The organism is Brevundimonas subvibrioides (genome assembly GCF_027271155.1).
GTDB classification, from domain to species: domain Bacteria; phylum Pseudomonadota; class Alphaproteobacteria; order Caulobacterales; family Caulobacteraceae; genus Brevundimonas; species Brevundimonas subvibrioides_D.
Genome location: NZ_CP114542.1, coordinates 1,501,960 through 1,527,796 on the forward strand (window position 1 = coordinate 1,501,960; position 25,837 = coordinate 1,527,796).

Sequence of the window (25,837 nt, forward strand, 5' to 3'; positions counted from 1 at the left end):
CGTCCGTCCCTCGCAACCAGCCCCCGAGTTCGCCTTGATTGATCGCGCCGCCGTCGAAGCCGTCCTGAACGCCATACCCGACCCCGCGACAGGCCAGGGACTGGTCGATGCGGGCGTGCCGAAGGGCCTGACCGTCACCGAGGATCGCGCGGGCTTCGTCATCGAGGTCCCCGCCGACCGCACCGCCGCCTATGCCCCCGTGCGCGACGCGGCCGAGGCGGCGCTGAAGGCCATGCCCGGGATGGCCCGGGTCTCCGTGATCCTGACCGCCGAGACCGCCCCTGCCGCCCGCAAGGCCTCCCTGTCGCCCGCCGCCGTCGAACAGACGCGCGCGAAGGCCCCCGTGCCGACCGACCGCCCCGCCCATGTCCGCCGCGTTCTGGCCGTCGCCAGCGGCAAGGGCGGCGTGGGCAAGTCCACGGTCTCGGTCAATCTGGCCACCGCGCTGGTGCGGCGGGGCCTGAGCGTGGGCATCCTCGACGCCGACGTCCACGGTCCCAGCCTGCCGACCATGCTGGGCCTGGCGGGCAAGCCGGACTATGTCGACGGCGCGATGGTCCCGCACCTCGCCCACGGGCTGAAGGCCATGTCGGTCGGCCTGCTGACCAGGGCCGAGGACGCCATGGTCTGGCGCGGCCCGATGGCGTCGCAGGCCCTGACCCAGATGCTGACCCAGACCCGCTGGGGTTCGGAAGATCAGCCGCTGGACGTCCTCGTCGTCGATCTACCCCCCGGCACCGGCGACGTGCAGCTGACCCTGATCCAGAAGACGCCGCTCGATGGCGCTGTGATCGTCTCGACGCCCCAGGCGGTCGCCCTGGCCGACGCCCGCCGCGCCCACACCCTGTTCCAGCGCGTGAACGTGCCGACGCTGGGCCTGATCGAGAACATGTCCGGACCGGTCTTCGGGCGCGGTGGGGCAGAGGCCGAGGCGGGTCGTCTGGGCGTCGATTTCCTCGGCGATCTGCCGCTGGATGCCGCGATCCGGGAGGCCGGCGATGCGGGCAGGCCGCTGGCGTCGGCGCCGGTGGCCGACCGCTTCGATGCCGTCGCGGCGACGATCGCGCAAAAACTCGGCCTCTGAGGGTTTTCAAAGGCAACGGCAATCGCCACCTTGGCGGTACCCATCCCCCCAGCGAGACTCCCCATGAGCGTCGACACCCTGTTCCGCCCCTTCACGATCAAGGGCCTGACCCTGCCCAACCGCATCGTCATGGCCCCCATGACGCGCTCGTTCAGCCCCGGCGGTATCCCGACCTCGGACGTCGCGGCCTATTACCGTCGTCGCGCCGAGGGTGAAGTCGGCCTGATCATCACCGAGGGCACGGTGGTCGAACGCCCCGCCGCCCGCAACGACGCCAATGTGCCGGTCTTCCATGGCGACGCCCTTCCGGAGTGGAAGAAGGTGGTCGACGAGGTCCATGCGGCCGGGGGCCTGATCGCGCCGCAGATCTGGCACGTCGGGGCCGCGCGCGGGCAGGGGGCCGAGTGGCAGCCGCTGGGCCAGGTCGACAGCCCCTCCGGCCTCGTCGCGCCCGGCAAGCAGAAGTACGAACCGATGACCGAGGAGGACATCGCCGACACCATCGCCGCCTTCGGCAAGTCCGCCCGGGCCTCGCGCGAGTTGGGCTTCGACGCCGCCGAGATTCACTCGGCCCACGGCTATCTCATCGACCAGTTCTACTGGTCCGGCCTGAATGCGCGCGGCGACAAATGGGGCGGACCGTCCATCGCCGAGCGCGCGCGCTTCGGCGTCGAGGTGGTCAAGGCCGTGCGTGAGGGTCTGGGCCCCGACATCCCGCTGATCATCCGCCTGTCGCAGTGGAAGCAGCAGGATTACTCCGCCCGCATCGCCGAGACCCCCGACCAGATGGCCGAATGGCTGATGCCGCTGTCGGACGCCGGCGTCGACGTCTTCCACTGCTCGCAGCGCCGCTTCTGGGAGCCGGAGTTCGAGGGGTCGGACCTCAACTTCGCCGGCTGGGCCAAGACCATCACCGGCAAGCCGACCATCAGCGTCGGCTCGGTCGGCCTGGACGGCGAGTTCATCGCGGCCTTTGGCGGAGAAGGTTCCAAGCCCGCCTCGCTGGACGGGCTGATCCAGCGCATGGAGCGCGAGGAGTTCGATCTGATCGCCGTCGGCCGCGCCCTCCTGTCCGATCCGCATTGGGTGCTGAAGGTCAAGGAAGGCCGTCAGGACGAACTCAAGGCCTTCGCGCGCGGCGACATGGCGGTGCTGCACTGAGGCAGTGGCGAGTGGCGAGGGGTTAGTGGCGAGCGAGGTCGGATGGGCCCGCGGCCTTCGCGCCACTCGCCACCCGCCACTCGCCACTCTACTTTCCGGCCATGACCCCCGCCGCCGTCCTGATCACCACCCTGTGGCTGACCCTGATCATCGGGGCGCGCTATCTGCTGATCGCGGGGGGTGTCTGGTGGATGACCTGGGGTCGGGCCAGGGGTGTGGGCCGTCGCCTGAACCGGGAGCGGCCATCGCGTCGACTGATCGCCCACGAGATCAGGTTCTCGCTCCTGTCCACGCCGATCTATGCCTTTCCCGCCGCCATTGCGCTGGAGGCATGGAAGGCGGGCGGCACCAGACTGTATGTCGATCCTGCGGCCTGGCCGCTGTGGTGGCTGCCGGTCAGCTTCCTGCTGCTGCTGGTGGTGCAGGACACCCACTACTACTGGACCCACCGCCTGCTGCATGACCGGCGGATCTTCAGATGGGCCCACGCCGCCCATCACCGCGCCCGCGATCCCAGCCCCTTCGCCAGCTTCGCCTTCGACCCGGCCGAGGCGGTGGCGACGGCCTGGCTGTTGCCGCTGCTGACGTTTCTGATCCCGCTGAACCTGTGGATGCTGGCGGTGATGCTGGCGTTCATGACCGCGACGGCGGTGATGAATCACTGCGGGTGGGAGATGTGGCCCGATCGCTGGGTGCGCGGCCGCATCGGCTCGCAGCTGATCACCGCCACCCACCATAGCCGCCACCACACCCATATGAAGACGAACTTCGGGCTCTATTTCCGCATGTGGGACCGGTGGTGCGGGACGGATGCGATGCCTGGGGTCGGGGACTAGGGGGTAGGGATTAGGGATTAGGTATTAGGTGGAGCGGGGGGCGACCGCGGCCGAACTGGCTCAGTTCAATCGCTGGTCCCACTAATCCCTAATCCCTAATCCCTCACTGCGGCTCCACCACCACCGCCGTGCCATAGGCCAGGACTTCGGTGACGCCCGGCATGATCTCGTTGGATTCATAGCGCATGGCCAGGATGGCGTTGGCTCCGGCGGCCCGGGCGTGGTCCACCAGCTGCTCGAAAGCCTCCTGCCGCCCGGCCTCGGCCAGTTTCACATAGGCACCGACGCGCCCGCCGACCAGCGACTGCAGCCCGCCGATGGCGTCGGACACGACGTTCCTCGACCGCACGGTGATGCCGCGTACGACGCCGATGTGGCGCACGATCCGGTGTCCGAAGATGTCGTTGGTGGTCGACGTCAGCATGGTGAAGGCCTCCGATTCAGATGCGGTCCAGGATGCGGAAGACGAACGGATGGTCGTCCTTCTCGCCCGCATCATGGCGTTCGTTCAGCGTCTCGGCAAACAGGGATTCGTCGAACGACGGGAACATCGCATCGCCCTCGGGGTCCGCCTCCACCTCGGTGATGTAGAGCCGTTTCGCGCGCGGCAGGGCCGCCTCGAACAGGGCCGTGCCGCCGATCACGCAGATCTCGTCAATGCCGTCGTCCCCGGCCGTCTCGCGCGCGATGTCGATGGCGTCGGCCAGGTTGGAACAGACCACCGCCCCCTTCGCCTTGCCCCGCTCCTCATAGGACAGGTCGCGCGACAGCACGAGATTGAGCCGGCCGGGCAGGGGCCGCAGCGGCAGACTCTCCCACGTCGAGCGCCCCATGATGCAGGGCTTGCCCAGGGTGATCGCCTTGAACCGCTGCAGGTCGGATCGCAGCTTCCACGGAAGGTCGCCGTCCCGACCGATGACGCCGTTGCGCGCCCGGGCGACGACGAGGGCGATGTGGGGGATGGTCATCAGGTACGCTCCAGCCAGTGCAGCCATTTGTGCTGCATGGCCTGTTCGATATCGATCCCGGCGCGATCACAGTAGATCAGCAGCATGCCGAGCACATCGGCGGCCTCGTCGGCCAGCGCCCCGGGATCGGCTTCACCGCGCGCACGGCCCGAGACGCGCAGATGTTCGGCGGTCAGTTCGCCCAGCTCCTCCTGCAGCTTGAGGATGGCCCAGTCGCCGGAGCGGTCGATGCCGTGCGCTGTGGCGTAGATGTCGGAGATGCGCAGGACGTCTGCGGCGAGATCTGAAATCTTCACAGGGGGTGCGCGGCGACCCACGCCTCCATACTTCTCATCAGGGTGGATATCGGCAGCCGGTCGATGTCACGCCGGGAAAAGCCCCGCGCGACCAGCGAATCGTCATTGTCTGCCATGAAGTCAGTGAACTGATCCCACAGGCGCGCTGGCCCGTCCGCGTCCAGCCGCGCCTCCTGATCCAGCCAGTCCCGAACGGCAGTGAACGCTTCCAGCGGCTGGTTCCCATGGGCCACGATGTCGGAGCTCGACAGGTCCGACAGGGCAGCCTGGTACCGGTAACGCTCGGTTTCCATAATCAGGCACTTTTTCTCTGACCAGGGAGCCCCCCCAAAGCGTTTGCACCCGAGGTCAATCCCCAGCTCCAACGGCATGTTCAGCCGGAACAGCTCGCCCGCCTTGCGGGCCTTGATGCGGGACAGGTCGTGGATGCCGTATTTCGAGCCTTCGATCAGCTCGATAATCTTCTCGATCCGGGGCTCATTGCCATCCAACCGCTCCGACGCGATCCGCGGTTGGAAGCCGAGGCGGTAGATGCAGAAGACGACGGGCCGCAGCAGCGACTTGTAGTCGTTGTCGAACGGGCAGTTGATGAAGACGTTCGTTTCGAACGCCAACGCAATCCGCCTCAGCCTTTGGAGGCCACGGGATCGCGCCCATAGCTGTCTCGCTGGCGGATCGTGCCGTCCTTGCGGTGAACATAGAACTCCACGCCGTCCTTGCGGGCGGCATTGCGACCGAATTTGATCGCGTCAGCCTGGGATTCGAACACCCTGGTCGCCTTCGCCGCTCCGCTGCTGCGAACGGCCCATTCCCCATTCGGACGGGGTACGACATGTTTGTTGGCGGCCATTGCGCGGCTCCTAGATCGCAACCTGCGCTTTAATATGAGGCCAGGACTCGTACCCTTCAAGCACGAAGTCCCCTGGCTCGAAGGCGAACAGGTCTCGCCCGGGCGCGATCGTCATGGTCGGCAGATCGAACGGCTGGCGGGTCAGCTGCAGTTCCGCCTGTTCGATGTGGTTCGAATAAAGGTGGGCATCGCCGAGGGTGTGGACGAAGTCGCCGGGCTCCAGCCCCACCACCTGGGCGACCATCATGGTCAGTAGCGCATAGCTGGCGATATTGAACGGCACGCCCAGGAAGACGTCGGCCGAGCGCTGGTACAGCTGGCAGCTCAGCTTCCCGTCCCCCACGAAGAACTGGAACAGACAGTGGCAGGGCGGCAGGGCCATGTCCTCGATGTCGGCCGGGTTCCAGGCCGAGACGATATGGCGGCGGCTGTTGGGGTTGGTCTTCAGACCCTCGATCAGGCGCGTGATCTGGTCGATGCTCTCGCCGTTCGGCGCGGCCCAGGACCGCCACTGCTTGCCGTAGACGGGCCCCAGCTCGCCGTTCTCATCGGCCCATTCGTCCCAGATGGAACAGCCGTTCTCCTTCAGCCAGCCGATGTTGGTCTCGCCGCGCAGGAACCACAGCAGCTCGACGATGATGGAGCGCAGGTGCAGCTTCTTGGTCGTCAGCAGGGGAAAACCCTTCGACAGATCGAACCGCATCTGGCGGCCGAACACGCCCAGCGTGCCGGTGCCCGTCCGGTCGTCGCGCCGCACCCCGTTGTCCAGGATGTCGCGCAGCAGGTTCAGATACTGGAACTCGGGATGATCGACGGGCGCGGCGGCCTGGGCTTCTGTCCGGGCCTGAAGGTCTGCGAGGATGGCGACGGCGGTCATGCTCCCAGAATGTCTCCGAAAGGCGATTCGGTCGCCTGAAAACGGGCCCGGCCGAATCACCGGCTGTGGATCGAGTCAGCCGCTGAATCCGCCGTCATCCAGAAACGCCTGCTCCTCCGGCGTCGTTTCCCGGCCCAGGCAGGCGTTCCGATGCGGGAACCGGCCGAACCGGACGATGACGTCGCGGTGGACGTGGGCGAACTTCAGGGCGTCCGGCATGTCGGCCACCAGCGGCAGAAGGGCATCCTGATCGGCCAGATCCTCGGAATGCATCAGCGGCATGAACAGGAACTGCCGCAGCTCGGGCTCGAACGTCGCGGGATAGCCATGGGCGATGGCGTCCCGGGCGAAATGGCGAGCCAGCGTATCGGTCGCGAACTGATGCGCCGTGCCGCGAAAGCTGTTTCGGGGATACTGGTCCAGCACGATCATCAGGGCCAGCGCGCCCTCGGCCCTGTCCATCCAGTCGTCCAGCTGCCGGCGCGCGGCGGCGAAATGGGCGGCGCGCATGTATTCGCGCACGAGAAAATCGAACTGCGGGTCCTTCCGGTACCACTTGGCGGGACCGGCCTCTTTCCAGAAGCCGACGATCGTGGATGGCGTTATGAGACCCGGCATGACCCATTCCTCCTCAGGTGAAGCCTTGGCCCTACCCGCTCCACTGCCCGTTTTCCATGACCGCGATTGCGATCTGTCGATCATCCGCGGCCGGCGGGTCGCCGTCATCGGCTACGGCAGCCAGGGCCGGACCCATGCGCTGAACCTGCGCGACAGCGGCGTCGCCGACATCGTCATCGGCCTGAAGGAAGGGTCCGCCACGCGGGCGAAGGCCCAGGCCGACGGCTTTCCCGTCCTGACGGCCGGTCAGGCGACGGCCGGTGCCGACGTTGTGGCCATGATGGTCTCGGACGAGGCGCACCGCGACCTGTACCGCGACGAGATCGAGCCGAACATCAGGCCCGGCGCGGCCCTGATCTTCGCCCACGGCCTGTCGGTCCGGTTCGGCCTGGTGACGCCGCGCCCCGACCTCGACGTCATCCTGGATTCGCCCAAGGGCATCGGGCCGCGCATCCGCGATCTGTACGAGGCCGGGGAGGGGGTCTTCTGCCTGTTCGGCGTGCATCAGGACGCCACCGGCGGGGCCCATGCCCTGGGGTTGTCCTATGCGGCGGCGCTCGGCTGTGGGCGCAAGGGCATCCTCGAAACCACCTTCGCCGCCGAGTGCGAGAGCGATCTGTTCGGCGAGCAGGTGGTGCTGTGCGGCGGGGTCGGCGAGCTGATCGATGCGGCCTTCATGAAGCTGGTCAACGCCGGCTATCCGCCCGAGGTCGCCTGGTTCGAGTGTTTCTACGAGGTCAAGCTGGTCACCGACCTGATGTACGAGCGCGGCATCGCGGGGGCCTTCGCCAAGATCTCCAACACGGCGGAATACGGCGCTTATCTGACCGGCCCTCGCGTGATCGGCGAGGCATCCCGCACGGCCATGGACGCGGTGCTGGGCGAGGTTCGCGACGGTTCGTTCGTCCGGCGGCTGATGGCCGATCATGACGCCGGTTCGCCCGAACTGCTGGCCCGGCGCAAGGCCCTGGGCGAGCGCACGATCGAGGCCGTCGGCGCGCGACTGGCGAGGGTCTCGGCGGCTGCGAAGGGATGAGGCAAGGAGCGCCCGGATCGCGCTCGGCTCGCGGGTGCCCGCGTCGATCGCGACAGCGCCCAGAATAATGGTCGGAGTGGCAGGATTCGAACCTGCGACCCCTGCGTCCCGAACGCAGTGCTCTACCAGACTGAGCCACACTCCGACTTGAGGACGGGGCTTATAGCGACGGGGTTCCGGGGCCGCAAGCGGCGTTCATCCCGGCGGTGAAATAGACCGGAAACCGGGTGTTGCATCGCCTGCGCCCTTGGCGTATTCGACCGCCTCCCCAAGGCCCAGGTCTCGGGGCGCACCGGTCCTGCTGGGGAATGGTGTAATGGTAACACTCCGGTTTTTGGTACCGTCATTCTAGGTTCGAGTCCTAGTTCCCCAGCCATCCGTCCCCACCTCAAGTCAGGCCCCGCGACGCAGGGTCGGTGGGTCGCAGGCCCTGCGATCCGGACCTCAGCGGTCGCGGTGATTTCCCTGCGGATACACGGTCCCGTCGCTTTTCATGACACCGGTGAACCCTTCGGCGGGCCGCGCGTTCGTCGTGTTCGGTCGCCGACACAGTCGCGGGAAAGCGGGTCGCCGGACCTGGGGGTATGTGGGTGAATCAGGCTGCTGACCTTCGGGTCATGATCGTGGAAGATCAGGCCATCCTGGCGATGGAACTGGAGCTCATACTCGGCGACGCCGGGTGCGATGTCGTGGGCTGTGCCATGGATCGCGACGGTGCGTTGGAGATCGCGGAACGGGAGCGACCGACGCTGGCGCTGGTCGACGTCAATCTGCTGGACGGGATGACCGGCCCCCAGATCGCCCGCAGGCTCGTCAGCGAATACGGGACGACCGTGGTTTTCCTGACCGCCAACCCCGAACAGATCCCCGACGGGTTTGCCGGTGCCCTGGGGGCGGTGTGCAAGCCATTCGACGACGACACGATCCGCGCCGTCGTCGCCTTCGCCAGCCGCTTCATCACCGACCGGACGGTGGGCGAGGCCCCGCGCAAGTTCCGCCTCGCCCCCTGGCTCGAGACGCCATCTGACGTGATCCCGGGTCACTAGCCCTTAGTCGATCTTCAACCGCATACAGATCATCCCGCCGTCCGGATCGCCGCCGTAGGATGGCTCCAGACCATCCGGCACGGCGTTGATGGCAAAGAGCGCGCCGAGACCAAACCGGACATGGTCGCTAACCCGCCAGTCGCGGATCGCACCGATCGAGACCTTGCCGACCGCATAGACCGGGCCGTGGGCCCCGCCCGGCAGTTCGAGGAGCTCACCGGTCTCCGTGCGTTCGGCCCGAGCGAACACGGTCCAGCGCACATCAGGGCTGAAGGCGGATTCCAGCGCGAAGGCGTGGGTCGCTTCATCGCCGCCGTGGGCCTTCGCCCCCCATGCCAGGGTGGTCGACCACCAGCCGTCGGTGCCGATCCGGCGGGTGTGGATGGCACTGGCCGACCACTTGGTGTCGTCCTCGTCCGGCGACAGCTGTTCGGGCGACTTGACGTCGGCGTATGAGGTCTGCAGCGACCATTCGGGCGAGGGATTCCAGGACGCGCGCACCGACCAGCTGTCCAACTCCGGCCTTTCGATGTCGTAGCGATCCTGGTCCGGCTCGCGACCCTTGAAGGTCGAGGCCTCCAGCTTGAAGGTGTCGTGCACCCACCCGAGGGTCGCCACACCGAATACGATATGGGTCGAGTCCAGCCAGTGGTGGGTGATGGGGGCCTCTGGAGAGTCCATCGCGCTCAGGCGGTGCATGAAGGCGGGCGGACCGAAGGCGGGCTCGCCCGGCAGGCCGACGTAGGCAAACACGCTGTCCGTGTCCGACAGCTGGTGCGCGTAACTGGCCGACAGCTCCATGAACAGGTCGTGCGGATGCTGGCGATCTACCAGGGTGTTTACGCCGTCGGCCGTCTCGCCGGCCGCCAGCAAGAGGGGATAGCCACGCTTGCCCATGAAGGGATCGGGACTGACCATGGCCCGCAGGTTCAGCGTCGATCCATCGTCGAAGTCTCGCCGCGCCGAGGTCATGACCATCCCCGAGACGAAAGTCTGGCTCTCGCCTCGCGGACCGTTCTGGCCGTCATAGGTCAGGTTCAGCAGGGCGTGGGTCATGAACGACCAGTCGCCCCGCATCGTGTGGATGCCGGCGTGCTCTGACCTTTCGGGCTGCCAGCTCGTGCCCGACGCATCGCGGGTCATGGACCAGGGGCCGAGCGGGCTGGTCATCGGCTGGTCGCCGTGGACCATCCCGGGCATGAAGTGATCCGTCTGGTCCATCGACGACATGTCGTGGGCTGGTTGGGCCGATGCGCGCGGCATCGGCATGGGGTGCGCGGCATGGTCCTGTGCGAAGACAGGCTGGGCGACGGCAAACAGGGATACGCCGACGCTGAGCGCGGCGAGAGATCTGGCAGCCATGATGGCTCCTTGCAAAGAGGGTCCGGGTGGCGAGCGGCTCGCCGAAGAGTCGGTTCGAAGGACTCAGGCCTTGGGTGGACCAGTCTCGGGCATCGCGCGCAGCCCGGTGGGCAGGACGCGGTCCAGCGCCACCGGGCGGGCGCGAAGTTGCGTGACCGCCGCCCGCATGGGTGGCGTCACCGTCGGCGCAGCGATGCACGCGACGCAGCAGGCCATGCTCTTCATCGGCCGATCGGGCGTGGAAGCCGGCGACTGGTGATCCCTGCCGGCCATGTCCATTCTCTCATGGCAGGGCGGCGGGCCGGTCTCGGCCATGACCGGCGCGGCAGCCCCCAGTAGCAGGACGCCAAGCGCGCCGAGCAGCAGCAAAAGGGTTCGAACGGTCGCCATGGCCCAGTCTAGGCGCATGGACCGTTCGCCTCAAGCAAGCCCGCCGCCGAGGTCGAGGCCCGGCGCGGTCGGGGGCGAGCCGTCGGGGGCCAGATCGAGCTGCATCAGGTGCACATCGATCCAGCGGTCGAACTTCCAGCCGACCTGGGCGTAGGTGCCGACCTGGCGAAAGCCGAGGCGTTGGTGCAGGGCGATCGAAGCCTCGCTGGTGGCGCTGTCACTGATGGCCCCGATGACATGGCGCAGGCCCATGGCGCGAACGCGATCGACCAGGGCGGTCAGCAGGGCGCGTCCGACCCCGCGACCCCGCGCATCCGCCTCGACATAGATCGAACCCTCGACGCCATAACGATAGGCGGGGCGCGGCCGGAACGGAGAGGCGTAGGCATAGCCCGCGAAGGCTCCGTCGATCGCGGCGACGAACCACGGCAGCCCCCTGGCCCGCACCGCCTCGAAGCGCGCCGTCATCTCCGCCAGCGAGGGTGGATCCAGCTCGAACGTCGCCGTGCCGGTCAGGACCTCGCGGCCATACAGGGCCGTGATGGCGGGCAGGTCGGACGGGGTCGCCTCGCGGATCACGCGGTCTCCCAGCCCCGATCCATGGCCCAGACCGCGAAGGCATAGTCGTGGGCGACTTCCTTCAGATAGTCGAACCGCCCCGAGGCCCCGCCGTGTCCGGCCTCCATGTTGATCTTCAGCAGCACCGGATTGCCGGAGGTCGTGGCGGGACGAAGTTTGGCGACCCATTTCTGGGGCTCCCAGTAGGTGACGCGCGGGTCGGACAGGCCGCCGGTCGCCAGGATCGCCGGATAGGCCTTGGCTTCGACCTGGTCGTAGGGGCTGTAGCTCATCATGTAGTCGTAGGCCTCCGGATCCTCGATCGGATTGCCCCACTCGGGCCACTCGGGCGGGGTCAGCGGCAGGGAGGTGTCCGACATGGTGTTGATGACATCGACGAACGGCACCTGGCCGATCACCCCGGCCCACAGGTCGGGCCGCATGTTGTTGACGGCCCCCATCAGCAGGCCCCCGGCCGATCCGCCCTGGGCCACGATCCGGCCGGCACTGGCATAGCGGTTGGCGATCAGGTGTTCGGCCGAGGCGATGAAGTCGGTGAAGGTGTTCTTCTTGGTCATGCGCCGGGCATTCAGGAACCAGCCCCAGCCCTTGTCCGAACCGCCCCGGATGTGGGCGATGGCATAGATCCAGCCCCGGTCCACCAGCGACAATCGCCCGGTCGAGAAGCTGGCCGACATCGGAATGCCGTAGGAGCCATAGCCATAGAGCAACAGCGGTGCTGACCCGTCCACCGGCGTCGTCCTGCGGCGCAGGATCGTCACCGGGACCCTCTGGCCGTCGGTGGCCGGGGCGTTCAGACGCTCGACGACATAGTCCGCCGGGTCGTGGCCCGAGGGGATTTCCTGGACCTTCATCAGGGTCCGGGCCCTGCTGGCCATGTCGTAGTCGTAGGTCGAGGTCGGGGTGGACGGAGAGTTGTAGGTGTACCTTGTGACCGTCGTATCGAACTCCGACGCCCCGGCCAGCGACAGGGCATAGGCGGGTTCGTCCGCCGCGATCGCATGCTCCTGGCCCACCTTGTCGCGGATGATGATGGTGGTGTTGGCCTCGGCCCGCTCCTGCCAGGCCAGGTGGGCCGACGTCAGGTCGAAGCCCTCGATGAACCGTCCGGGCCGGTGCGGCACCAACTCGCGCCAGGCGATGCGGGCGGGCTGGCCGGTCGGCGCCTGCATCAGCTTGAAGTCGACCGCGTCATTGTCGTTGGTGCGGAACACCCAGCCGTCGGGCCAGTGGTCGGCATCGTAGCGGATGCCCACACGACGCGGGGCCAGCACCGTCGGCATGGCCGTCGGCGCGCCATTGGGGATTTGCCAGGCCTCCGACGTCTCCTGGTTCTGGACCGTGATGATGACGAAGGCGTCGTCCGAGGACCGCCCGACGCCGAGGAACATGCCGTCGTCGGCCTCGTCATAGACCAGCACCGTTTCGCCCCCGCGCGAGGGGCGGCGATAGATCCTGTCCGGGCGTCCGTTGTCGTCGCGGTTGGTCCAGAAGATGTAGCAGCTGCACGGGCTGAAGACGAAGTTGCCGTTGGACGACTGGATCGGGTCGGGCAGCAGTTCGCCGGTGTTCAGATCGCGGGTGTAGATCTGGTGCACCTCGGACCCCTGGGCATCCTCGGCATAGGCGAACAGGGTGTGGTCGGGGCTGTGCTCGACCGAGGAGACCTCCGAATAGGCCTTGCCCTCGGCCAGGGCGTTGGCGTCCAGCAGGACCGTCTCGGGTCCACCCCCGCGCGGGCGGCGGCAGAACAGGGGATGCTGCATCCCGGTCTCGAACCGGCTGTAGTATTCCCAGGGACCGTCGGGGGCGGGGACGGACGAATCGTCCTCCTTGATGCGGCCTTTCATCTCCTCGAACAGCTGGGCCTGGAGCGGCAGGGTCGGGGCCAGCATCGCCTCGCGATAGGCGTTCTCGGCCATCAGGTGTTCCTTGACGTCGGCCTTGATCAGCGTCGGGTCGCGCAGCACCGCCTGCCAGTTGTCATCCTTCATCCAGTGGTAGTCGTCGACACGGGTCCGTCCCAGCTGTTCGATGGTCACCGGGATCTTCCGGGCGACGGGGGGTGTGGGCAGGGTCATCGAAACTCCGGACGGACGGGCGAGAACGGGAGAGGCTGCGGCGGCCAGCGCGGATGCGGCGGTCGTGGCGACGAACTGGCGGCGGTTCATGGCGAGCCTTCCTTTAGGACAGGACGCCAGCTTGTGCGACGGGGCGTGCTTGCGTCAAATGCCCGAAGCCGGAGTGCCCGCCGAATGATCCAGACCCCGCCCGTCCCGGACGCGCTGCCGCCGCTTGCCGCCCCCGTCCGGGACCTGACGGTGGAGCTGATCAATGCGACGGTTCAGCTGGACCAGCCTTCGGGACCGACGACACGCACGGTCGGGACGGGCTTCCTGATCGATGCCCCACGCCCGGACGGCACACCGCGTATCGTGCTGGTCACGGCCGCCCATGTGCTGGAGACGATGGCAGACCCCGAGGCGCGGATCGGCTGGCGTGTCGCCTTGCCGGACGGGGGCTGGCAATTCGATCCGGAACCGCTGCTCATCCGCGACGACGCGGGCGGGCCGCTCTGGACACAGCATCCCGTGCAGGACGTGGCCGTCATGGAGATCACGGCGCCGGAAGCCTTCGCGCGGGCAGCAATCCCGATCGCCTGGCTGGCGGACGAGAATACCTTCGACGCCTGGCAGGTCGGACCGGGCGACGAGCTGCTGTCGCTGGGCTTTCCGCGCGGCCTGTCGTCGAACCGGGCCGGGTTTCCGATTCTGCGGGTGGGGCGGATCGCGTCCTGGCCCATGTCGCCGGTCAGCGCGTTTCCGACGTTCCTGCTGGATTTCACCGTCTTCCCCGGCAATTCGGGCGGACCGGTCTTCTGGACGCCGGGCGCACGCAAACGACCCGGGACGACCGGGCCGGAGACCCCCTTCATCGCCGGACTGCTGAGCCAGGAGGTCCGGGTCGGCGACGACCCTCTGGAGATCGGCGTCGTCACCCACGCCACCTTCATCCGCGAGGCGATCGCCCGGCTGGACGCCTCGGTCAGACCCGCGCCGTGAGGCCGTTCAGCCGGGCCAGTTCGCGCGTGCCGTAGAACCGGGGCTCGAACCCCCTGGTCCAGAACACCTTGCCGAGACCGCGGGCCGTCCTGTCCATCATCCCGGCCCGCGCCGGATGGGCGATGGCGGTCAGGGCGAGGGCGGCGATGCCCCAGACCACAGCCTGCACCACGCCGACCAGCATCCAGCGACCGACGCCCGGCCAGTCGCGGGCTTTGGCGGCGGTCTGGCTGGGCCCCTGGCCATAGGCGAAGGCACGCGACAGGGCATAGCGCATCGTCGCCCGATGCGGCGGCGCGAACTCCTCGACCCAGGCCTCGGCGGCCCAGCCGAACCGTCCGCCACGGGCGCGGAGCGCCGCGAACAGGGCATCGTCCTCACCGCCGGTCTGGTCCGCGAACGGATCGAAGGGCGTGGATCCGGGCAAGGCCGTCGCGCGCACCAGCAGCGAGTTCCCACAGCCAAAACTGTGGTCGATCAACCCTGTGCACGCGGGTCCTTCCCTGCCGAAGAAGCGTTGCAGATAGGGGGTGGCCCATCCGGTATCGTCGGGCACCCGGCCGGTGATCGGGCCGAAAACCGCGTCCGCGCCCGTGCTGGCCTGCGCCGTCAGCAAGGCGGTCAGCCATCCGGGCGAGGCGGCCTCGTCATCGTCGAGGAAGGCGATCAGCGGCGCGTCAGTCATCCCGAGGCCCGCGTTGCGCGCTGTGGCCACGCCGGGTTGCGGCTCATGCCGATAGATCAGTGGACAGGGGCTGGTGACAGCCAGACGCGACACGGTCCCGGCCGCTGTCCCCGCCGGGTCGTTGTCGACGACGACGATGGACGCTAGCCGGTCGGCCACGCCCGTCTGCGCGAACAGCGAGCGCAGCGCCCGCTCAAGGCTTTCGGGTCGCCGCATGGTCGGCACGATCACCGACACGTCCGCCATCAGACCGCCTCGGCGTAGAGGGCGGCGCGGTACAGCCTCAGCGAGAAAGCCCGCGCGCCCGTCGGCATCCAGCCTGCGACAGCCGCGCGCTTCATCCACGGCCTCACCCTGGACAGGGCGGGTATCCGCTTGAGCAGTCTGGCCGCCTTGAAGCTGGGGTAGGTGCCGATGATGTCGGGGTGGCGGGCGACAACGCGGGCGAAGTTGCCGGCCGACTGCTCATACTTCCCGGCCAGCGCTTCGACCGTATCCAGGCCCATATGGGTGGCCGGATTGTCGACGTGGACGACGGCGAACCGACGCGAGACGCGCATGGCCCATTCGACATCCTCCCAGCCCCAGCCAGTGAAGGCGGGGTCGAAGGCCTCGGCCCGGAACACATCGCGGCGAACCAGCAGGTTCGAGGTGTAGACGTATTTTTCAGGTGTCCTGGCCCGCTCGACACAGGGAACGCACTCGCTGCGGGTCGCCATGGCGCGATGGACCGAGAAGCGCGTGTCCGTCGGGGCCTGCAGCAGCGAAAACCCGCCGAAGGCCACGGCCGGATCCTCGCGCGCGACCAGGTCGGCCCAGGTCCAGAGGAAGCGGCGTTGGTCCGGCCGCATGTCGCTGTCGAGGAACAGCAGACTGCCCCCCCGCGCGGAAGCGGCCAGCCGGTTGCGCCCCTTCGAGCGGCCTTCGTTCCGGGTCAGGGAGATCAGGCGGACGGGCAGGGCCATGGCGAGGACCACAGACGTCAGCCGCGCGGTCAGGGCGGGGTCGTCGGTGCCGTCATCCAGCAGGACGATCTCGACCGCGCCGCCGAGGGTGCCGGCTTCCTCATCCAGCAGACCCAGCAATTCGGTCGGATCGTCGCGCAGGAAGGGGATCAACACCGAGACGGCGGGGTTCGCCGACGTCCGGCGCGCATTGTCCATCAGGACCGGGCGGGTCATGCGGTCATGCTCCGGCCCGTCCGGGCCGCGATCAGGCGGAGGACCAGGTCGCGCACGCCGGCGGCATTCAGGATCAGGACGACGGCCGCATAGACGACCGCGCCAACACCGGCCTTCAAAGCCAGCTCCGGCACGCCGCCATAGGCCGGCATCAGGACCACGGTTCCGGCCATGCCCCCGCAGGCCAGGGCGCAGCGGCTCAGCGCCGTCCAGGGGATCGGCATGGCGACGATGCGGCGGCCCAGGGCGATGGACGCCAGAAGGCCGATCACGAAGCTGGTCGTCGTGGCGAGCGCGGCCCCCATCACGCCCATGGGGGGCACCAGGATCAGGTTCAGGATCACGTTCGATGCCGCGGGGATGCCCAGGGTCAGAAGAAGCCGGTCCGTCCGCCGTCCCAGCACGAAGGCCTGGCCGAAGTAGTAGGCGGTCATGCCCGACAGCAGGGCCGACAGGGCGATCCAGGGCGTGACGGAGGCCGCGACGCTGCGCAGGTCCTCGCCGATCATGAAATCCGCCATGGGTCGCGCCACCAGGGCCACGCCGACGGCGGCGGGCAGGCCGATCAGGATGAAGGTCGAGGCCTGTTCGCGGGCGGCGATCATGAAGGCCTCGCGACTGCCGCGCTCCCAGGCCATGATGAGGGCGGGCGTGCCCGCCGCGCCCAGCCAAATGAACAGCACGTCCAGCGTCCGGCTGGAGAGGCTGTAGCCCGCATGATAGGCTCCGACCGCCGCCGGCCCCATGAAGATTTCCAGCAGGAACCTGTCGGTGGACGCCATGATCAGCGACAGGCCCAGACCCGCCGCGATCGGATAGCCATAGCGGGCATAGGCGACCAGCCGGTCGCGATGGTGGACGCCGCCCCGCGCCTGCCTCAGCTCACCGGGCAGCATGAAGGGCAGGGCCAGCAGAGGGGCCACGCCCATGCCGATCAGGGGGGAGGCGGCTCCGGCGCCCATCAGCGCGCAGGTCGCGCCGATCAGGAAACCGCCCAGGGTCACGCCGATGTCCATGACCACCGACTTCGACACCTCGCCCGCGGCCTGGTATCGCTCCTGCGCCAGCTTGGCCAGGGACCGGATCGGCAGACCGACCAGACCGGCCCCGATGGCCAGCTTGAGTCCGTCACCGATCGGCGAGAGCCAGAGCAACAGACCGGCGATCGGCAGGATGGCGGCCGTCATCACCGCCAGGGTGCGGTACAGCGTGGTGAAATGGTCGGCCAGGCCCTGGCCCTGCTCGGCCGCCCAGAACCGGGCCATCGACGCTTCCAGCCAGCTGAAGGTGCCCACATGGACCAGCGTCATGACCGAGAAGGCGATGGCATAGTGGCCGAAGTCGTCGGGGCTCAGGAGCCGGGTGAAAACGACGATTGCCCCGAACCCGACCAGGCCCTGGACGATATTGGCAGGCAGATAGCCCCAGACGCCGCGCCAGAACATCAGCGAACCGCCGCGCGATCGCCCAGCAGGACGGGCACGGTCACGGCCATGATCCAGAGATCCAGCCATAGCGACTGACGCTCGATATAGTCGATGTCCAGCTGCACCCGGCGGCGCACGTCCTGGGCGCTGTGCAGCGGCCCGCGAGACCCCTTGATGGCGGCCCAGCCCGTCATGCCGGGCTTCATGCGGTGACGATGGGCATATTCGGCGACCAGGCGCGCGCTCTCGACCGCGCCGGTCTTCATGCCGATGGCATGGGGCCGGGGGCCGACCAGCGACATCTCGCCCTTCAGCACATTGAACAGCTGTGGCAGCTCATCCAGGCTGGTGGCGCGGATCAGCCTGCCCACGCCGGTCACGCGATCGTCGTCGGTCGTGACCTGGCGGCTGGCAGTGGCATCGGCGGCGTCGGCCCGCATGGAGCGGAACTTCCACACCACGATCTCCTCGTGATTGAAGCCGTGTCGGCGCTGGCGGAACAGGATCGGGCCGGGGCTGTCCAGCTTGATGGCCAGGGCCGTGATCACCATGACCGGTGACAGCACCACGAGGGCCAGCGTACCGACGATGAGGTCCTGCAGCCGCTTGTTGAAGGCACGGCGGTCGTCATTGAGGGTGCCGTCCAGCGACGCCAGCGGAGCCCGTGCCAGCCGGTCCAGCGCCGCGCTGCGCTCGATGGCATCGATCGGATCGACCAGCAGGGTGACCTCGTTGGGCAGGGCCGACAGCCGCGCCGTCAGTTCGCGCACCCTCCTTTCCGCCCGCGGATCGATCGCCAGAACAATCCGGTCGACATAGGGCGTCATCCGGTGGGTCATCAGGGCCTCGGCATCGCCCAGCACCGGCACGCCCTCGATGCTGTCAGGAGAACGGGCCAGACGGTCGTCGAACACGCCCAGCACATTGATGTCACGCCGTTGCAGGGCGTCACGGATCAGCCGCTCCGCATGGCGCGTCGCACCGACCAGCACGATGTTCGGCGTCAGGGCTCCCGTCGCCCTCCAGTCCATGACGGCCTGGCTCCAGCCGAGGTGCAGGCCGTACAGGGCGACCGTGACCAGCGCGGTCCACACGATATAGCCCGTCAAGGCCGGGGTGCTGCCCGTCACCATGGCTTCCAGGGCGATGGCGCACAGACCGCCGCCCACCGCGACACCGGACACCGCCGCCAGGTGGACCATCACCTCCTGCCCTCGCGCGAAACGATAGAGCCCCAGGGATCGCAGCAGACCCAGGATCACGAGCGCGCCGGCGGCCAGCGGCAGGGCGCGGGACAGGGGCATGGTCATCAGCCCGGCCGGCGTCATCGCCCAGCCGATCGCAATGGTCAGGCCGAACACGACGGCGACATCGGCGCTGCGAAACCAGTGGACCGCCAGCCGCGATGCGCCCTTCTGGCGGGCATTTCGCCACACATCGGGGCGGAACGGTCCGCGCCGCGCCGCACCCGTTTTCGCGCCTCTGATGGATTTCGCAGCCAGGGCCTGCAGCCCGGTCGCATCCAGCCGGGGCGCAGCCGCGCGGTCCAGGTCGAGGGCATTGGTCATGCATTCACTGTGCACAGACCCCGTGGATGTCGCGTTAACGCTCGGCCTCAGTCGCCCGTCGTGAAGCCTTTCAGAGCCTTCAGGGCCTCGAACTGGCCCGGCGTGCCGGCCTGGCGCGCCTGGATCGCGGCCATGACGTCGGCCGTGCTCCACAGCGATCCCTGCATGATCGCCGCCCATTCGAGACCCTCGGCGACCGAATGATCCCGGGCATAGTTCAGGGCGGCTTTCGATCCGGATATCGCCAGCGGGGCCTTCGATGCGATGGCGTCGGCCATCTCCAGGGCAGTAGCGACCACGGTGTCGGCGTCCGCGACCACGGCGTTGACGAAGCCCAGCCGCTCGGCCCGGTCGGCCTTCAGGCTGGTGCCCAGATAGGCCAGTTCGCGCACGACCGCGTCGGGCAGCTGCCGTGGCAGACGCTGAAGGCTGCCGACGTCGGCCATCATTCCGATGTTGATCTCCTCGATCCGGAAATAGGCGTCGGCGGAGGCCAGTCGCAGGTCGCACGCTGCGACCATGTCGAGCCCCGCGCCGACGCAGGCCCCCTGGATCGCGGCGATGACCGGAAACCGGACCCGCTCCAGCTGGCTCAGGGCATCCTGCAAGTCCCTGGCGGCCTGATGAAAGGCCTGACGCGCGGCAGCCGTATCCGTCTGCAGGATGGCACCGCCGGCGAAGACCGAGATGTCCATGCCCGCACAGAAGTTGCGGCCTTCGCCCGACAGAACGAGGGCACGGGTGTCGCCGGCGGCATCGATCGCCTTCAGCGCCGGGCCGAACTCACGCCAGAAGGCGATGTCGAGGGCGTTCGAAGCCTTCGGGCGCGTGAGGCGAAGATGGGCGACATGACCGTCGCGGGTGATCTGGAATGCACTCATGACTGTCCCTTTCCGGGCCAAATGACGCGCGGCCGCCACCGTGGCGAAGCTCTGTACGAACAGGAAGGGTTCTGGCGGAGACGGAGGGATTCGAACCCTCGGTACCCCTTACAGGGTACGACGATTTAGCAAACCGTTGCCTTCAGCCACTCGGCCACGTCTCCGACAGGACGGCTCGATAGCGGAGGGCGGGCGAAGGCGCAATCCGCCCGATGAATATCCGCGTGTGGCGGCGACAGGGCGAAGGACGACTTTCCCCGACGTGATCTTGTGACCGTCGTCGCGGAGGGATAGGGCTTTGCCTTCATCGCTTCCCGGGAGAGCAAAATGGCCGATCTGGCTCAGGTTACCGATCACATCCGCGCCGCCGTTGGCGACAACTCCGGTCTGGGCAAGACCGTCAAGCTGGACATGGGCGACGCGGGCAAGATCTTCATCGACGGGGCCTCGGTGCCGAACTCCGTGACGAACGACGACAAGCCCGCCGACACCACCGTCACCGTCTCGTGGGACGACTTCATCGCCATGTCCGAGGGCAAGCTGGACGGCATGATGGCCTTCATGCAGGGCAAGCTGAAGATCGCCGGCGACATGATGATCGCGCAGAAGCTGATCCCGCTGCTCAAGCGTTAGACATCAATCCTCCCCCTCCTGGGGGAGGTGGCGCGGCGCGCCTTCGCGCTGTGACGGAGGGGGCCTACCTCGATCGCGGTGTCCGGGGCTGACCCGTGCACCGCTTCGCGGTCCCCCTCCCTCAATGGGGGAGGATTACCCATGGACTTCAAGCATTCCGACAAGGCCCTGCACTGGCAGGAGCGGGTCAACCGGTTCCTGGACGACAAGGTGCTGCCGCGCGCCGCAGACTACTGGGCCGAGGTTCACGCCGACCACACCGTCCAGCCGAAGACCATGGAGGCCCTGAAGGCGGAGGCGCGCGACGCCGGCCTGTGGAACATGTTCCTGCCGGGCGAGCACGGCACCGGCCTGACCAACCTCGAATATGCGCCGCTGGCCGAGGCCATGGGACGCGCCGGTCTGTGGACGCCCGAGGTGTTCAACTGCAACGCCCCGGACACCGGCAATATGGAGGTGCTCCATATGTACGGGAACGCGGCCCAGCAGGAACGCTGGATGAAGCCGCTGCTGGCGGGCCAGATCCGCTCGGCCTTCCTGATGACGGAGCCGGCCGTGGCGTCGTCGGATGCCACCAATATCCAGACCTCGATCGTGCGCGAGGGCGACGAATACGTCATCAACGGCCGCAAATGGTGGTCGACCAACATGGGTCATCCGAACGTCGCCATCGCCATCGTGATGGGCAAGACCGACACCGAAGCGGCGACCCATGCCCAGCAATCCCAGATCCTGGTGCCCACCGACACGCCCGGTTTCCGGGTCGAGCGGATGCTGACCGTGTTCGGCTATGACGAGCGTCCGATCGGACATGCCGAGGTCGTCCTGGACAACGTCCGCGTCCCTGTCGAAAACCTGATCGCGGGCGAGGGCCGGGGCTTCGAGATCGCGCAAGGCCGCCTCGGACCTGGGCGTATCCACCACTGCATGCGCGTGATCGGCGCGGCAGAAAAGGCGCTGGAGCTGATGTGCCAGCGGCTGCTGACCCGCACGGCGTTCCGCAAGACCCTGTCCGAGCATTCGGTCTGGGAGCAGCGCGTCGGAGAGGCCCGCACCAATATCGAGATGTGCCGCCTGATGGTCCTGAAGGCCGCCTGGATGATGGACAATGGCGGGGCCAAGAACGCCAAGTCCGAGATCGCCCAGATCAAGGTCGCGGCCCCCAGGATGGCACTGCAGATCATCGACGACGCGATCCAGGCCTTTGGCGGCGCGGGCGTCTCGGCCGACACACCGCTGGCCGAGATGTACGGCACCGTCCGGACGCTCCGGCTCGCCGATGGTCCGGACGAGGTGCACAACCGCACGATCGCCCGGCTGGAATATGCCCGGCACGGGGGTCGGCCGGTCCGGTAGGGGACGGACAGCCAGCGTCAGTAACGGCGTCTGCGACCTCTCGTTCCGGCAACGAAACCTGAACGACCGTGTTAGCGTAAGCTCGGACGGCCAGCGCGGCCGTCCAGCGCCCCACGGAGCAGGGTCCGATGACGTCTTCACCCCGGATCGCGGCTCGCGACAATGACGACGTCCAGCGCTTTCGGGCCATGAGAGCGGCCATGCCCGCCCTGTCCGAGGGCCTGTCGGTAGAGGATCTGACCGCCCAGTCCATGCCGGATGCCAGCCCGTCCAAATGGCATCTGGCGCATACCAGCTGGTTCTTCGAGGCGATGATTCTGGCGGCCGACCCGGATTATGTGCCGGTCGATGGCCGGCTTCAGCAGCTGTTCAATTCCTACTACGAGAGCCTCGGTCGGCGGGTCGAACGCGGCGAGCGCGGGCTGATGACGCGTCCGTCGCTGGACGACGTTATGGCCTATCGGGCCGAGATCGACCGCCGCATGGAGGCGCGGCTGGAGGCTGGCCTGGGCAGCGACATGGATCGCTACCTGTTCGTTCTGGGCCTGCACCACGACCAGCAGCATCAGGAGCTGTTCCTGATGGATCTGCTGCACCTGATGTCACGGTCTCCGCTGGACCCGGCAGCCTTTCCGGTGGAGCCGCGTCCCGGTGGGCCGATGCAGTCGGCACGAGGCGGAGCCACGCGCTTCGAGGGCGGGCTGGTCGATATCGGTCACGATGGCCGGGCGTTCGGCTTTGACAATGAGGGACCTCGACACCGCGTGTGGCTGGAGCCGTTCCTGCTCGATCACGACCTGGTCACCAACGGCCAGTGGATGGCCTTCATGGCTGACGGCGGATATCGCCGCCCGGAATACTGGCTGGCCGACGGCTGGGCCACGGTGAAGGCCGAGGGCTGGACCGCTCCGCTCTACTGGCGCGAGGACGACGGTGTCTGGACCGTGCTGGGACTGACGGGGCGCGCGCCGGTCAATCCGGACGCGCCGGTCCGCCATATCAGCGCCTACGAAGCCGAGGCCTTCGCGGCCTGGTCGGGCCGGCGCCTGCCAACCGAAGCCGAGTGGGAAAGCGCCGCCGCTAGCGCGCCTGACGTGTTCTCGAATCTGTTCAACGAGGTCTGGCAGCATACTTCCAGCGCCTATGCCCCCTATCCGGGGTTCCGGCCGACCGAGGGAACGGCGTCGGAATACAACGGGAAATTCATGGCCAATCAGCGCGTGCTGAGGGGCGGCAGCCTGGCCACGCCGCCGGGGCACACCCGGGTGACCTATCGCAACTTCTTCTATCCGCAGCAAAGGTGGGCGTTCATGGGCTTGAGACTGGCCGCCGACGCGCCCGCCGCAAGACGACCCCGCATCGAGGACGTCGAGACCGCGCGCTTCCGCGCCGAACTGATCGCGGGGTTGTCCCGGCCGCAGAAGGCTGTCTCTCCCAAATGGTTCTACGACGCCGCAGGCTCGGATCTGTTCGAGGACATCACCCGGCTGCCGGAATACTATCCCACGCGCCAGGAAGCGGCCCTGCTGAAGACCATGGCCCCCCGGCTGACGGCGGGCTTTGGTGACAACGCCGTTCTGGTCGAGTTCGGCTCGGGGGCCAGCGAGAAGACGCGCATCCTGCTGGATGCCGCACCGACCCTGTCGACCTATCTGCCCATCGACATCAGCCCCGATGCCCTGAACGCGGCGGCCGGGCGGATTTCACAGGCCTATCCCGATATCGAGGTCGTGCCGGTCGTTGGCGATTTTCTGAGCCTGCCGCCGCTGCCGGAACTGGGTCGCGGTCGACGCATCGGTTTTTTCCCCGGCTCGACCATCGGCAATCTGGAACCACAGCAGGCGATCGCCTTTCTGGCCAATGCCCGCGATCGTCTGGGACCCGGTGCCCTGTTCATCCTGGGCGTCGATCTGGTGAAGACCGCCGATCTGCTGATCGCGGCCTATGACGATGCCCAGGGCGTGACGGCGGCGTTCAACATGAACCTGCTGCGGCGCGCCAACCGGGAGCTCGGGGCCGACTTCGACCTGACCGGCTTTCGTCACCGTGCGATCTGGAACGCCGAACGGTCGCGTATGGAGATGCATCTGGAGGCGACCCGCGATCAGACCGTACGGATCGGGGACCGCAGCTTCGGCTTCGTGTCGGGCGAGACGATCCATACCGAAAGCTCGGGCAAGTTCACCCGGGACAGCGTGTCGTCCATGGCCACAGCGGCGGGATGGACCGTGCAGGCCTTCGAGGTCAGCGACGAACCCTCGGTCGCGATCGCCCTGCTTTCGAACTGAGCGGAAGTCGCAGAAAAGGCGGCCGGTGATCGACCGGCCGCCTTTTCCATGTCTTCTGCGAAGCGGCTATTCCGCCTGGGCCTCGACGTCGTCGGGACGGCGCGACCCGTGCGAGGCTTCGCCGCCCTTGCGGCCGGCCTGGGCGGCCAGACTGCGATCCTGGGAAAAGCTGCGCTTCTCGCTGGGCACGCTGGCACCACCCTTGCGGGCGATCTCGCGCTGGCGTTCCGGATCCATGGAGGCAAAGCCCCGTTTGGATACGCCGGAAGGGCGGGGTGGCTGACCCTGGGCCATTCTGAACTTCCTCTACTGTCTATAGGCTGGCGGTTGATCAGCTAACCCGACCGGACCGCCAAGGTTCCCAAAGGTCTGCGATTTCAAGCCCGTGCGAATCAGATGGCACCGGGACGATCAAAGTCGCCGTCGTTGTCGCCCGGCTGCTGCGGGACCTCGTCGGGCGTGCCGGCGGGATCGATTTCAGGCTGGACCGGGACCGGGTCCATCGGCGGGATCTCGGGTTGCGGGGTCGGGTCTGTCATGCGCGGTCCTCCAGGGCCGGAAGCGGCCTGTCATGGGAACCGCGTCGAGCGCCTCGGGTTCATTCCCGCAGTATCAAACCGGCTTGAGGACGACCCATGACCGACATCCCATCCAACCCGACGATCGATGACGTCCTGGACGACGTGGACAGTGAACGCGCCCGTCTGGACCGCGCCGGCGACCGCTGGATGGAGGGCGGCGAGGCTCGCTCTTCCGCCAGGGATCAAGGCTTGCGTGACGCGGTCCGCAGCGACATTGATTCGGGCCGCGAATGGGCGCGCCAGCAGGCAGCCGAGGCGCGGGGCCGGATCGAGGAAGAGCCGCTGAAGGCCACGCTCTATGCCCTCGGCATCGGCGTGCTGATCGGCGTGTTTTTGCGTCGGTAGCCGTCAGGCCGGGCCGGACGCCGCCCGCACGGGCCGTGTTCCGGCCAGGGCGGCGTCGGACACGAAGGGATTGGTCCGCCGCTCCTCGCCCAGGGTCGAGATGGGTCCGTGGCCCGGGACGAAGGTGACGTCGTCGCCCAGCGGCCACAGCTTCTCCACGACGGACCGCACGAGGGCGTCCGGGTCGCTCTGCGGGAAATCGGTGCGTCCGACGGAGCCCTTGAACAGAACATCTCCGACCTGGGCGAAGCGGGCGGCCGCGTTGTAAAAGATGACATGGCCGGGGGTGTGTCCCGGGCAGTGCCGAACGTCCCACGTCGTCTCGCCCAGGGTGACGATATCACCATCGTCCAGCCAGCGCGTCGGGACGAAGCTGCGGGCCTCCGGCAGGCCGTACATCTGTCCCTGCGACGGGATGCCGTCGATCCAGAACTGGTCGGCGGGGTGCGGCCCCACGATCGGGGCGCCCGACTTTTCCGCCATTTCGGACGCACCGCCCGCGTGATCCAGATGGCCGTGAGTGATCCAGATCTGCTCCAGCGTCAGGCCGCGACGCGCGACCTCGCCCATCACGATATCGACGCTGCCGCCCGGATCGATCACGGCCGCCTTCATCGTCGCCGTGCACCAGACGGTCGTGCAGTTCTGTTGCAGGGGGGTGACCGGGGTCACGAAGACACCGACGGGGGAGGGGGGCTGGGTCATGCTCCGACAAATAGTCGTCGCC

The 25,837-nt window shown here is 67.8% G+C and carries 29 protein-coding genes and 3 tRNA genes; 11 read left to right on the top strand and 21 right to left on the bottom strand.

Annotated elements, in window-relative coordinates:
• Positions 1–34 precede the first annotated feature (34 nt).
• From O3139_RS07525 to O3139_RS07535, 3 genes are all read left to right on the top strand, one after another.
• A complete protein-coding gene (locus tag O3139_RS07525) occupies positions 35–1,084 on the top strand; it encodes an Mrp/NBP35 family ATP-binding protein (RefSeq protein WP_269513318.1) in 1,050 nt (349 codons plus the stop codon).
• A gap of 63 nt (positions 1,085–1,147) precedes the next feature.
• On the top strand, positions 1,148–2,245 hold the full coding sequence (locus O3139_RS07530) for an NADH:flavin oxidoreductase (RefSeq protein WP_269513320.1): 1,098 nt from the start codon (positions 1,148–1,150) through the stop codon (positions 2,243–2,245).
• Positions 2,246–2,346: 101 nt separating this feature from the next.
• Positions 2,347–3,081 carry a sterol desaturase family protein gene (locus O3139_RS07535; RefSeq protein ID WP_269513322.1) on the top strand — a complete coding sequence of 245 codons (735 nt, stop codon included), beginning with the start codon at positions 2,347–2,349 and terminating at the stop codon, positions 3,079–3,081.
• Between the two features lie 103 nt (positions 3,082–3,184).
• On the opposite strand, the gene O3139_RS07540 is transcribed toward O3139_RS07535, so the two are convergent.
• From O3139_RS07540 to O3139_RS07570, 7 genes are all read right to left on the bottom strand, one after another.
• Entirely contained in the window at positions 3,185–3,505 is a 321-nt protein-coding gene (locus tag O3139_RS07540; RefSeq protein WP_209320954.1) for a YbjQ family protein, read from the bottom strand.
• A gap of 16 nt (positions 3,506–3,521) precedes the next feature.
• On the bottom strand, positions 3,522–4,049 hold the full coding sequence (locus O3139_RS07545) for a dihydrofolate reductase (protein ID WP_269513323.1): 528 nt from the start codon (positions 4,047–4,049) through the stop codon (positions 3,522–3,524).
• Complete coding sequence (locus O3139_RS07550) at positions 4,049–4,345, bottom strand: phosphoribosyl-ATP pyrophosphohydrolase (RefSeq protein ID WP_269513324.1); 297 nt, start codon at positions 4,343–4,345, stop codon at positions 4,049–4,051. The genes O3139_RS07545 and O3139_RS07550 overlap by 1 nt, the downstream gene beginning before the upstream one ends.
• The gene (locus O3139_RS07555; RefSeq protein WP_269513325.1) at positions 4,342–4,959 is read right to left on the bottom strand and encodes a hypothetical protein; all 618 of its coding nucleotides are present in this window, start codon (positions 4,957–4,959) and stop codon (positions 4,342–4,344) included. Before O3139_RS07555 ends, O3139_RS07550 begins: the two co-directional genes overlap by 4 nt.
• Before the next feature lie 11 nt (positions 4,960–4,970).
• Positions 4,971–5,195, bottom strand: a complete 225-nt coding sequence (locus O3139_RS07560; RefSeq protein WP_269513326.1) for a DUF2188 domain-containing protein — start codon at positions 5,193–5,195, stop codon at positions 4,971–4,973.
• A gap of 10 nt (positions 5,196–5,205) precedes the next feature.
• Positions 5,206–6,072, bottom strand: coding sequence for a thymidylate synthase (locus O3139_RS07565; RefSeq protein WP_269513327.1), 867 nt, complete (start codon positions 6,070–6,072; stop codon positions 5,206–5,208).
• Positions 6,073–6,147: 75 nt separating this feature from the next.
• Entirely contained in the window at positions 6,148–6,690 is a 543-nt protein-coding gene (locus O3139_RS07570; protein WP_269513328.1) for a DUF924 family protein, read from the bottom strand.
• A 43-nt stretch (positions 6,691–6,733) separates the two neighbouring features.
• On the opposite strand from O3139_RS07570, the gene ilvC reads away from it, so the two are divergent.
• Positions 6,734–7,726, top strand: coding sequence for a ketol-acid reductoisomerase (gene ilvC, locus O3139_RS07575; RefSeq protein ID WP_420022349.1), 993 nt, complete (start codon positions 6,734–6,736; stop codon positions 7,724–7,726).
• A gap of 68 nt (positions 7,727–7,794) precedes the next feature.
• Here ilvC and O3139_RS07580 read toward each other — a convergent pair.
• Positions 7,795–7,871 (bottom strand) — tRNA-Pro (locus tag O3139_RS07580).
• A 157-nt stretch (positions 7,872–8,028) separates the two neighbouring features.
• Here O3139_RS07580 and O3139_RS07585 point away from each other — a divergent pair.
• Together O3139_RS07585 and O3139_RS07590 are read left to right on the top strand one after the other, a co-directional pair.
• Positions 8,029–8,102: transfer RNA gene (locus O3139_RS07585), tRNA-Gln, on the top strand.
• A 214-nt stretch (positions 8,103–8,316) separates the two neighbouring features.
• A complete protein-coding gene (locus tag O3139_RS07590; protein WP_269513330.1) occupies positions 8,317–8,772 on the top strand; it encodes a response regulator in 456 nt (151 codons plus the stop codon).
• A 3-nt stretch (positions 8,773–8,775) separates the two neighbouring features.
• On the opposite strand, the gene O3139_RS07595 is transcribed toward O3139_RS07590, so the two are convergent.
• The 4 genes from O3139_RS07595 to O3139_RS07610 form a co-directional block, all read right to left on the bottom strand.
• Entirely contained in the window at positions 8,776–10,134 is a 1,359-nt protein-coding gene (locus tag O3139_RS07595) for a hypothetical protein (protein WP_269513331.1), read from the bottom strand.
• 63 nt (positions 10,135–10,197) lie between these two features.
• A complete protein-coding gene (locus O3139_RS07600; protein ID WP_269513332.1) occupies positions 10,198–10,524 on the bottom strand; it encodes a hypothetical protein in 327 nt (108 codons plus the stop codon).
• Positions 10,525–10,554: 30 nt separating this feature from the next.
• Entirely contained in the window at positions 10,555–11,103 is a 549-nt protein-coding gene (locus O3139_RS07605; protein ID WP_269513333.1) for a GNAT family N-acetyltransferase, read from the bottom strand.
• A complete protein-coding gene (locus O3139_RS07610) occupies positions 11,100–13,274 on the bottom strand; it encodes a S9 family peptidase (RefSeq protein WP_269513334.1) in 2,175 nt (724 codons plus the stop codon). Before O3139_RS07610 ends, O3139_RS07605 begins: the two co-directional genes overlap by 4 nt.
• An 84-nt stretch (positions 13,275–13,358) precedes the next feature.
• Between O3139_RS07610 and O3139_RS07615 the strand changes: the two genes are divergently transcribed.
• On the top strand, positions 13,359–14,165 hold the full coding sequence (locus O3139_RS07615) for a trypsin-like serine peptidase (RefSeq protein ID WP_269513335.1): 807 nt from the start codon (positions 13,359–13,361) through the stop codon (positions 14,163–14,165).
• Here O3139_RS07615 and O3139_RS07620 read toward each other — a convergent pair.
• The 6 genes from O3139_RS07620 to O3139_RS07645 all read right to left on the bottom strand — a co-directional run bounded on the left by O3139_RS07620 (position 14,149) and on the right by O3139_RS07645 (position 20,071).
• The gene (locus tag O3139_RS07620) at positions 14,149–15,096 is read right to left on the bottom strand and encodes a glycosyltransferase family 2 protein (protein ID WP_269513336.1); all 948 of its coding nucleotides are present in this window, start codon (positions 15,094–15,096) and stop codon (positions 14,149–14,151) included. The genes O3139_RS07615 and O3139_RS07620 overlap by 17 nt on opposite strands.
• Entirely contained in the window at positions 15,096–16,031 is a 936-nt protein-coding gene (locus tag O3139_RS07625) for a glycosyltransferase family 2 protein (protein ID WP_269513337.1), read from the bottom strand. The genes O3139_RS07620 and O3139_RS07625 overlap by 1 nt, the downstream gene beginning before the upstream one ends.
• Positions 16,028–17,476 carry a lipopolysaccharide biosynthesis protein gene (locus O3139_RS07630; protein ID WP_269513338.1) on the bottom strand — a complete coding sequence of 483 codons (1,449 nt, stop codon included), beginning with the start codon at positions 17,474–17,476 and terminating at the stop codon, positions 16,028–16,030. Before O3139_RS07630 ends, O3139_RS07625 begins: the two co-directional genes overlap by 4 nt.
• A complete protein-coding gene (locus tag O3139_RS07635) occupies positions 17,476–19,026 on the bottom strand; it encodes an exopolysaccharide biosynthesis polyprenyl glycosylphosphotransferase (protein WP_269513339.1) in 1,551 nt (516 codons plus the stop codon). Before O3139_RS07635 ends, O3139_RS07630 begins: the two co-directional genes overlap by 1 nt.
• Positions 19,027–19,073: 47 nt before the next feature.
• Positions 19,074–19,907: an enoyl-CoA hydratase-related protein gene (locus O3139_RS07640; protein WP_269513341.1), complete on the bottom strand. Its 834-nt coding sequence runs from the start codon at positions 19,905–19,907 to the stop codon at positions 19,074–19,076.
• Between the two features lie 72 nt (positions 19,908–19,979).
• Positions 19,980–20,071, bottom strand: a tRNA-Ser gene (locus O3139_RS07645).
• A gap of 163 nt (positions 20,072–20,234) precedes the next feature.
• On the opposite strand from O3139_RS07645, the gene O3139_RS07650 reads away from it, so the two are divergent.
• From O3139_RS07650 to egtB, 3 genes are all read left to right on the top strand, one after another.
• On the top strand, positions 20,235–20,540 hold the full coding sequence (locus O3139_RS07650) for an SCP2 sterol-binding domain-containing protein (protein ID WP_269513342.1): 306 nt from the start codon (positions 20,235–20,237) through the stop codon (positions 20,538–20,540).
• Positions 20,541–20,681: 141 nt separating this feature from the next.
• Positions 20,682–21,896 (top strand): acyl-CoA dehydrogenase family protein, encoded by a 1,215-nt coding sequence (locus O3139_RS07655; protein WP_269513343.1) that lies wholly within the window; start codon positions 20,682–20,684, stop codon positions 21,894–21,896.
• 128 nt (positions 21,897–22,024) lie between these two features.
• Positions 22,025–24,184, top strand: coding sequence for an ergothioneine biosynthesis protein EgtB (gene egtB, locus O3139_RS07660; protein ID WP_269513344.1), 2,160 nt, complete (start codon positions 22,025–22,027; stop codon positions 24,182–24,184).
• A 66-nt stretch (positions 24,185–24,250) separates the two neighbouring features.
• Here the strand turns inward: egtB and O3139_RS07665 are convergent, their stop codons facing one another.
• Both O3139_RS07665 and O3139_RS07670 read right to left on the bottom strand, forming a co-directional pair.
• Positions 24,251–24,478 carry a general stress protein gene (locus O3139_RS07665; RefSeq protein WP_269513345.1) on the bottom strand — a complete coding sequence of 76 codons (228 nt, stop codon included), beginning with the start codon at positions 24,476–24,478 and terminating at the stop codon, positions 24,251–24,253.
• 98 nt (positions 24,479–24,576) lie between these two features.
• Positions 24,577–24,723 carry a hypothetical protein gene (locus tag O3139_RS07670; protein WP_269513346.1) on the bottom strand — a complete coding sequence of 49 codons (147 nt, stop codon included), beginning with the start codon at positions 24,721–24,723 and terminating at the stop codon, positions 24,577–24,579.
• A gap of 96 nt (positions 24,724–24,819) precedes the next feature.
• On the opposite strand from O3139_RS07670, the gene O3139_RS07675 reads away from it, so the two are divergent.
• Positions 24,820–25,110 carry a hypothetical protein gene (locus O3139_RS07675; RefSeq protein WP_269513347.1) on the top strand — a complete coding sequence of 97 codons (291 nt, stop codon included), beginning with the start codon at positions 24,820–24,822 and terminating at the stop codon, positions 25,108–25,110.
• Positions 25,111–25,113: 3 nt separating this feature from the next.
• Here O3139_RS07675 and O3139_RS07680 read toward each other — a convergent pair whose 3' ends face one another.
• Positions 25,114–25,815, bottom strand: coding sequence for an MBL fold metallo-hydrolase (locus O3139_RS07680; RefSeq protein WP_269513348.1), 702 nt, complete (start codon positions 25,813–25,815; stop codon positions 25,114–25,116).
• Between the last annotated feature and the right edge of the window lie 22 nt (positions 25,816–25,837).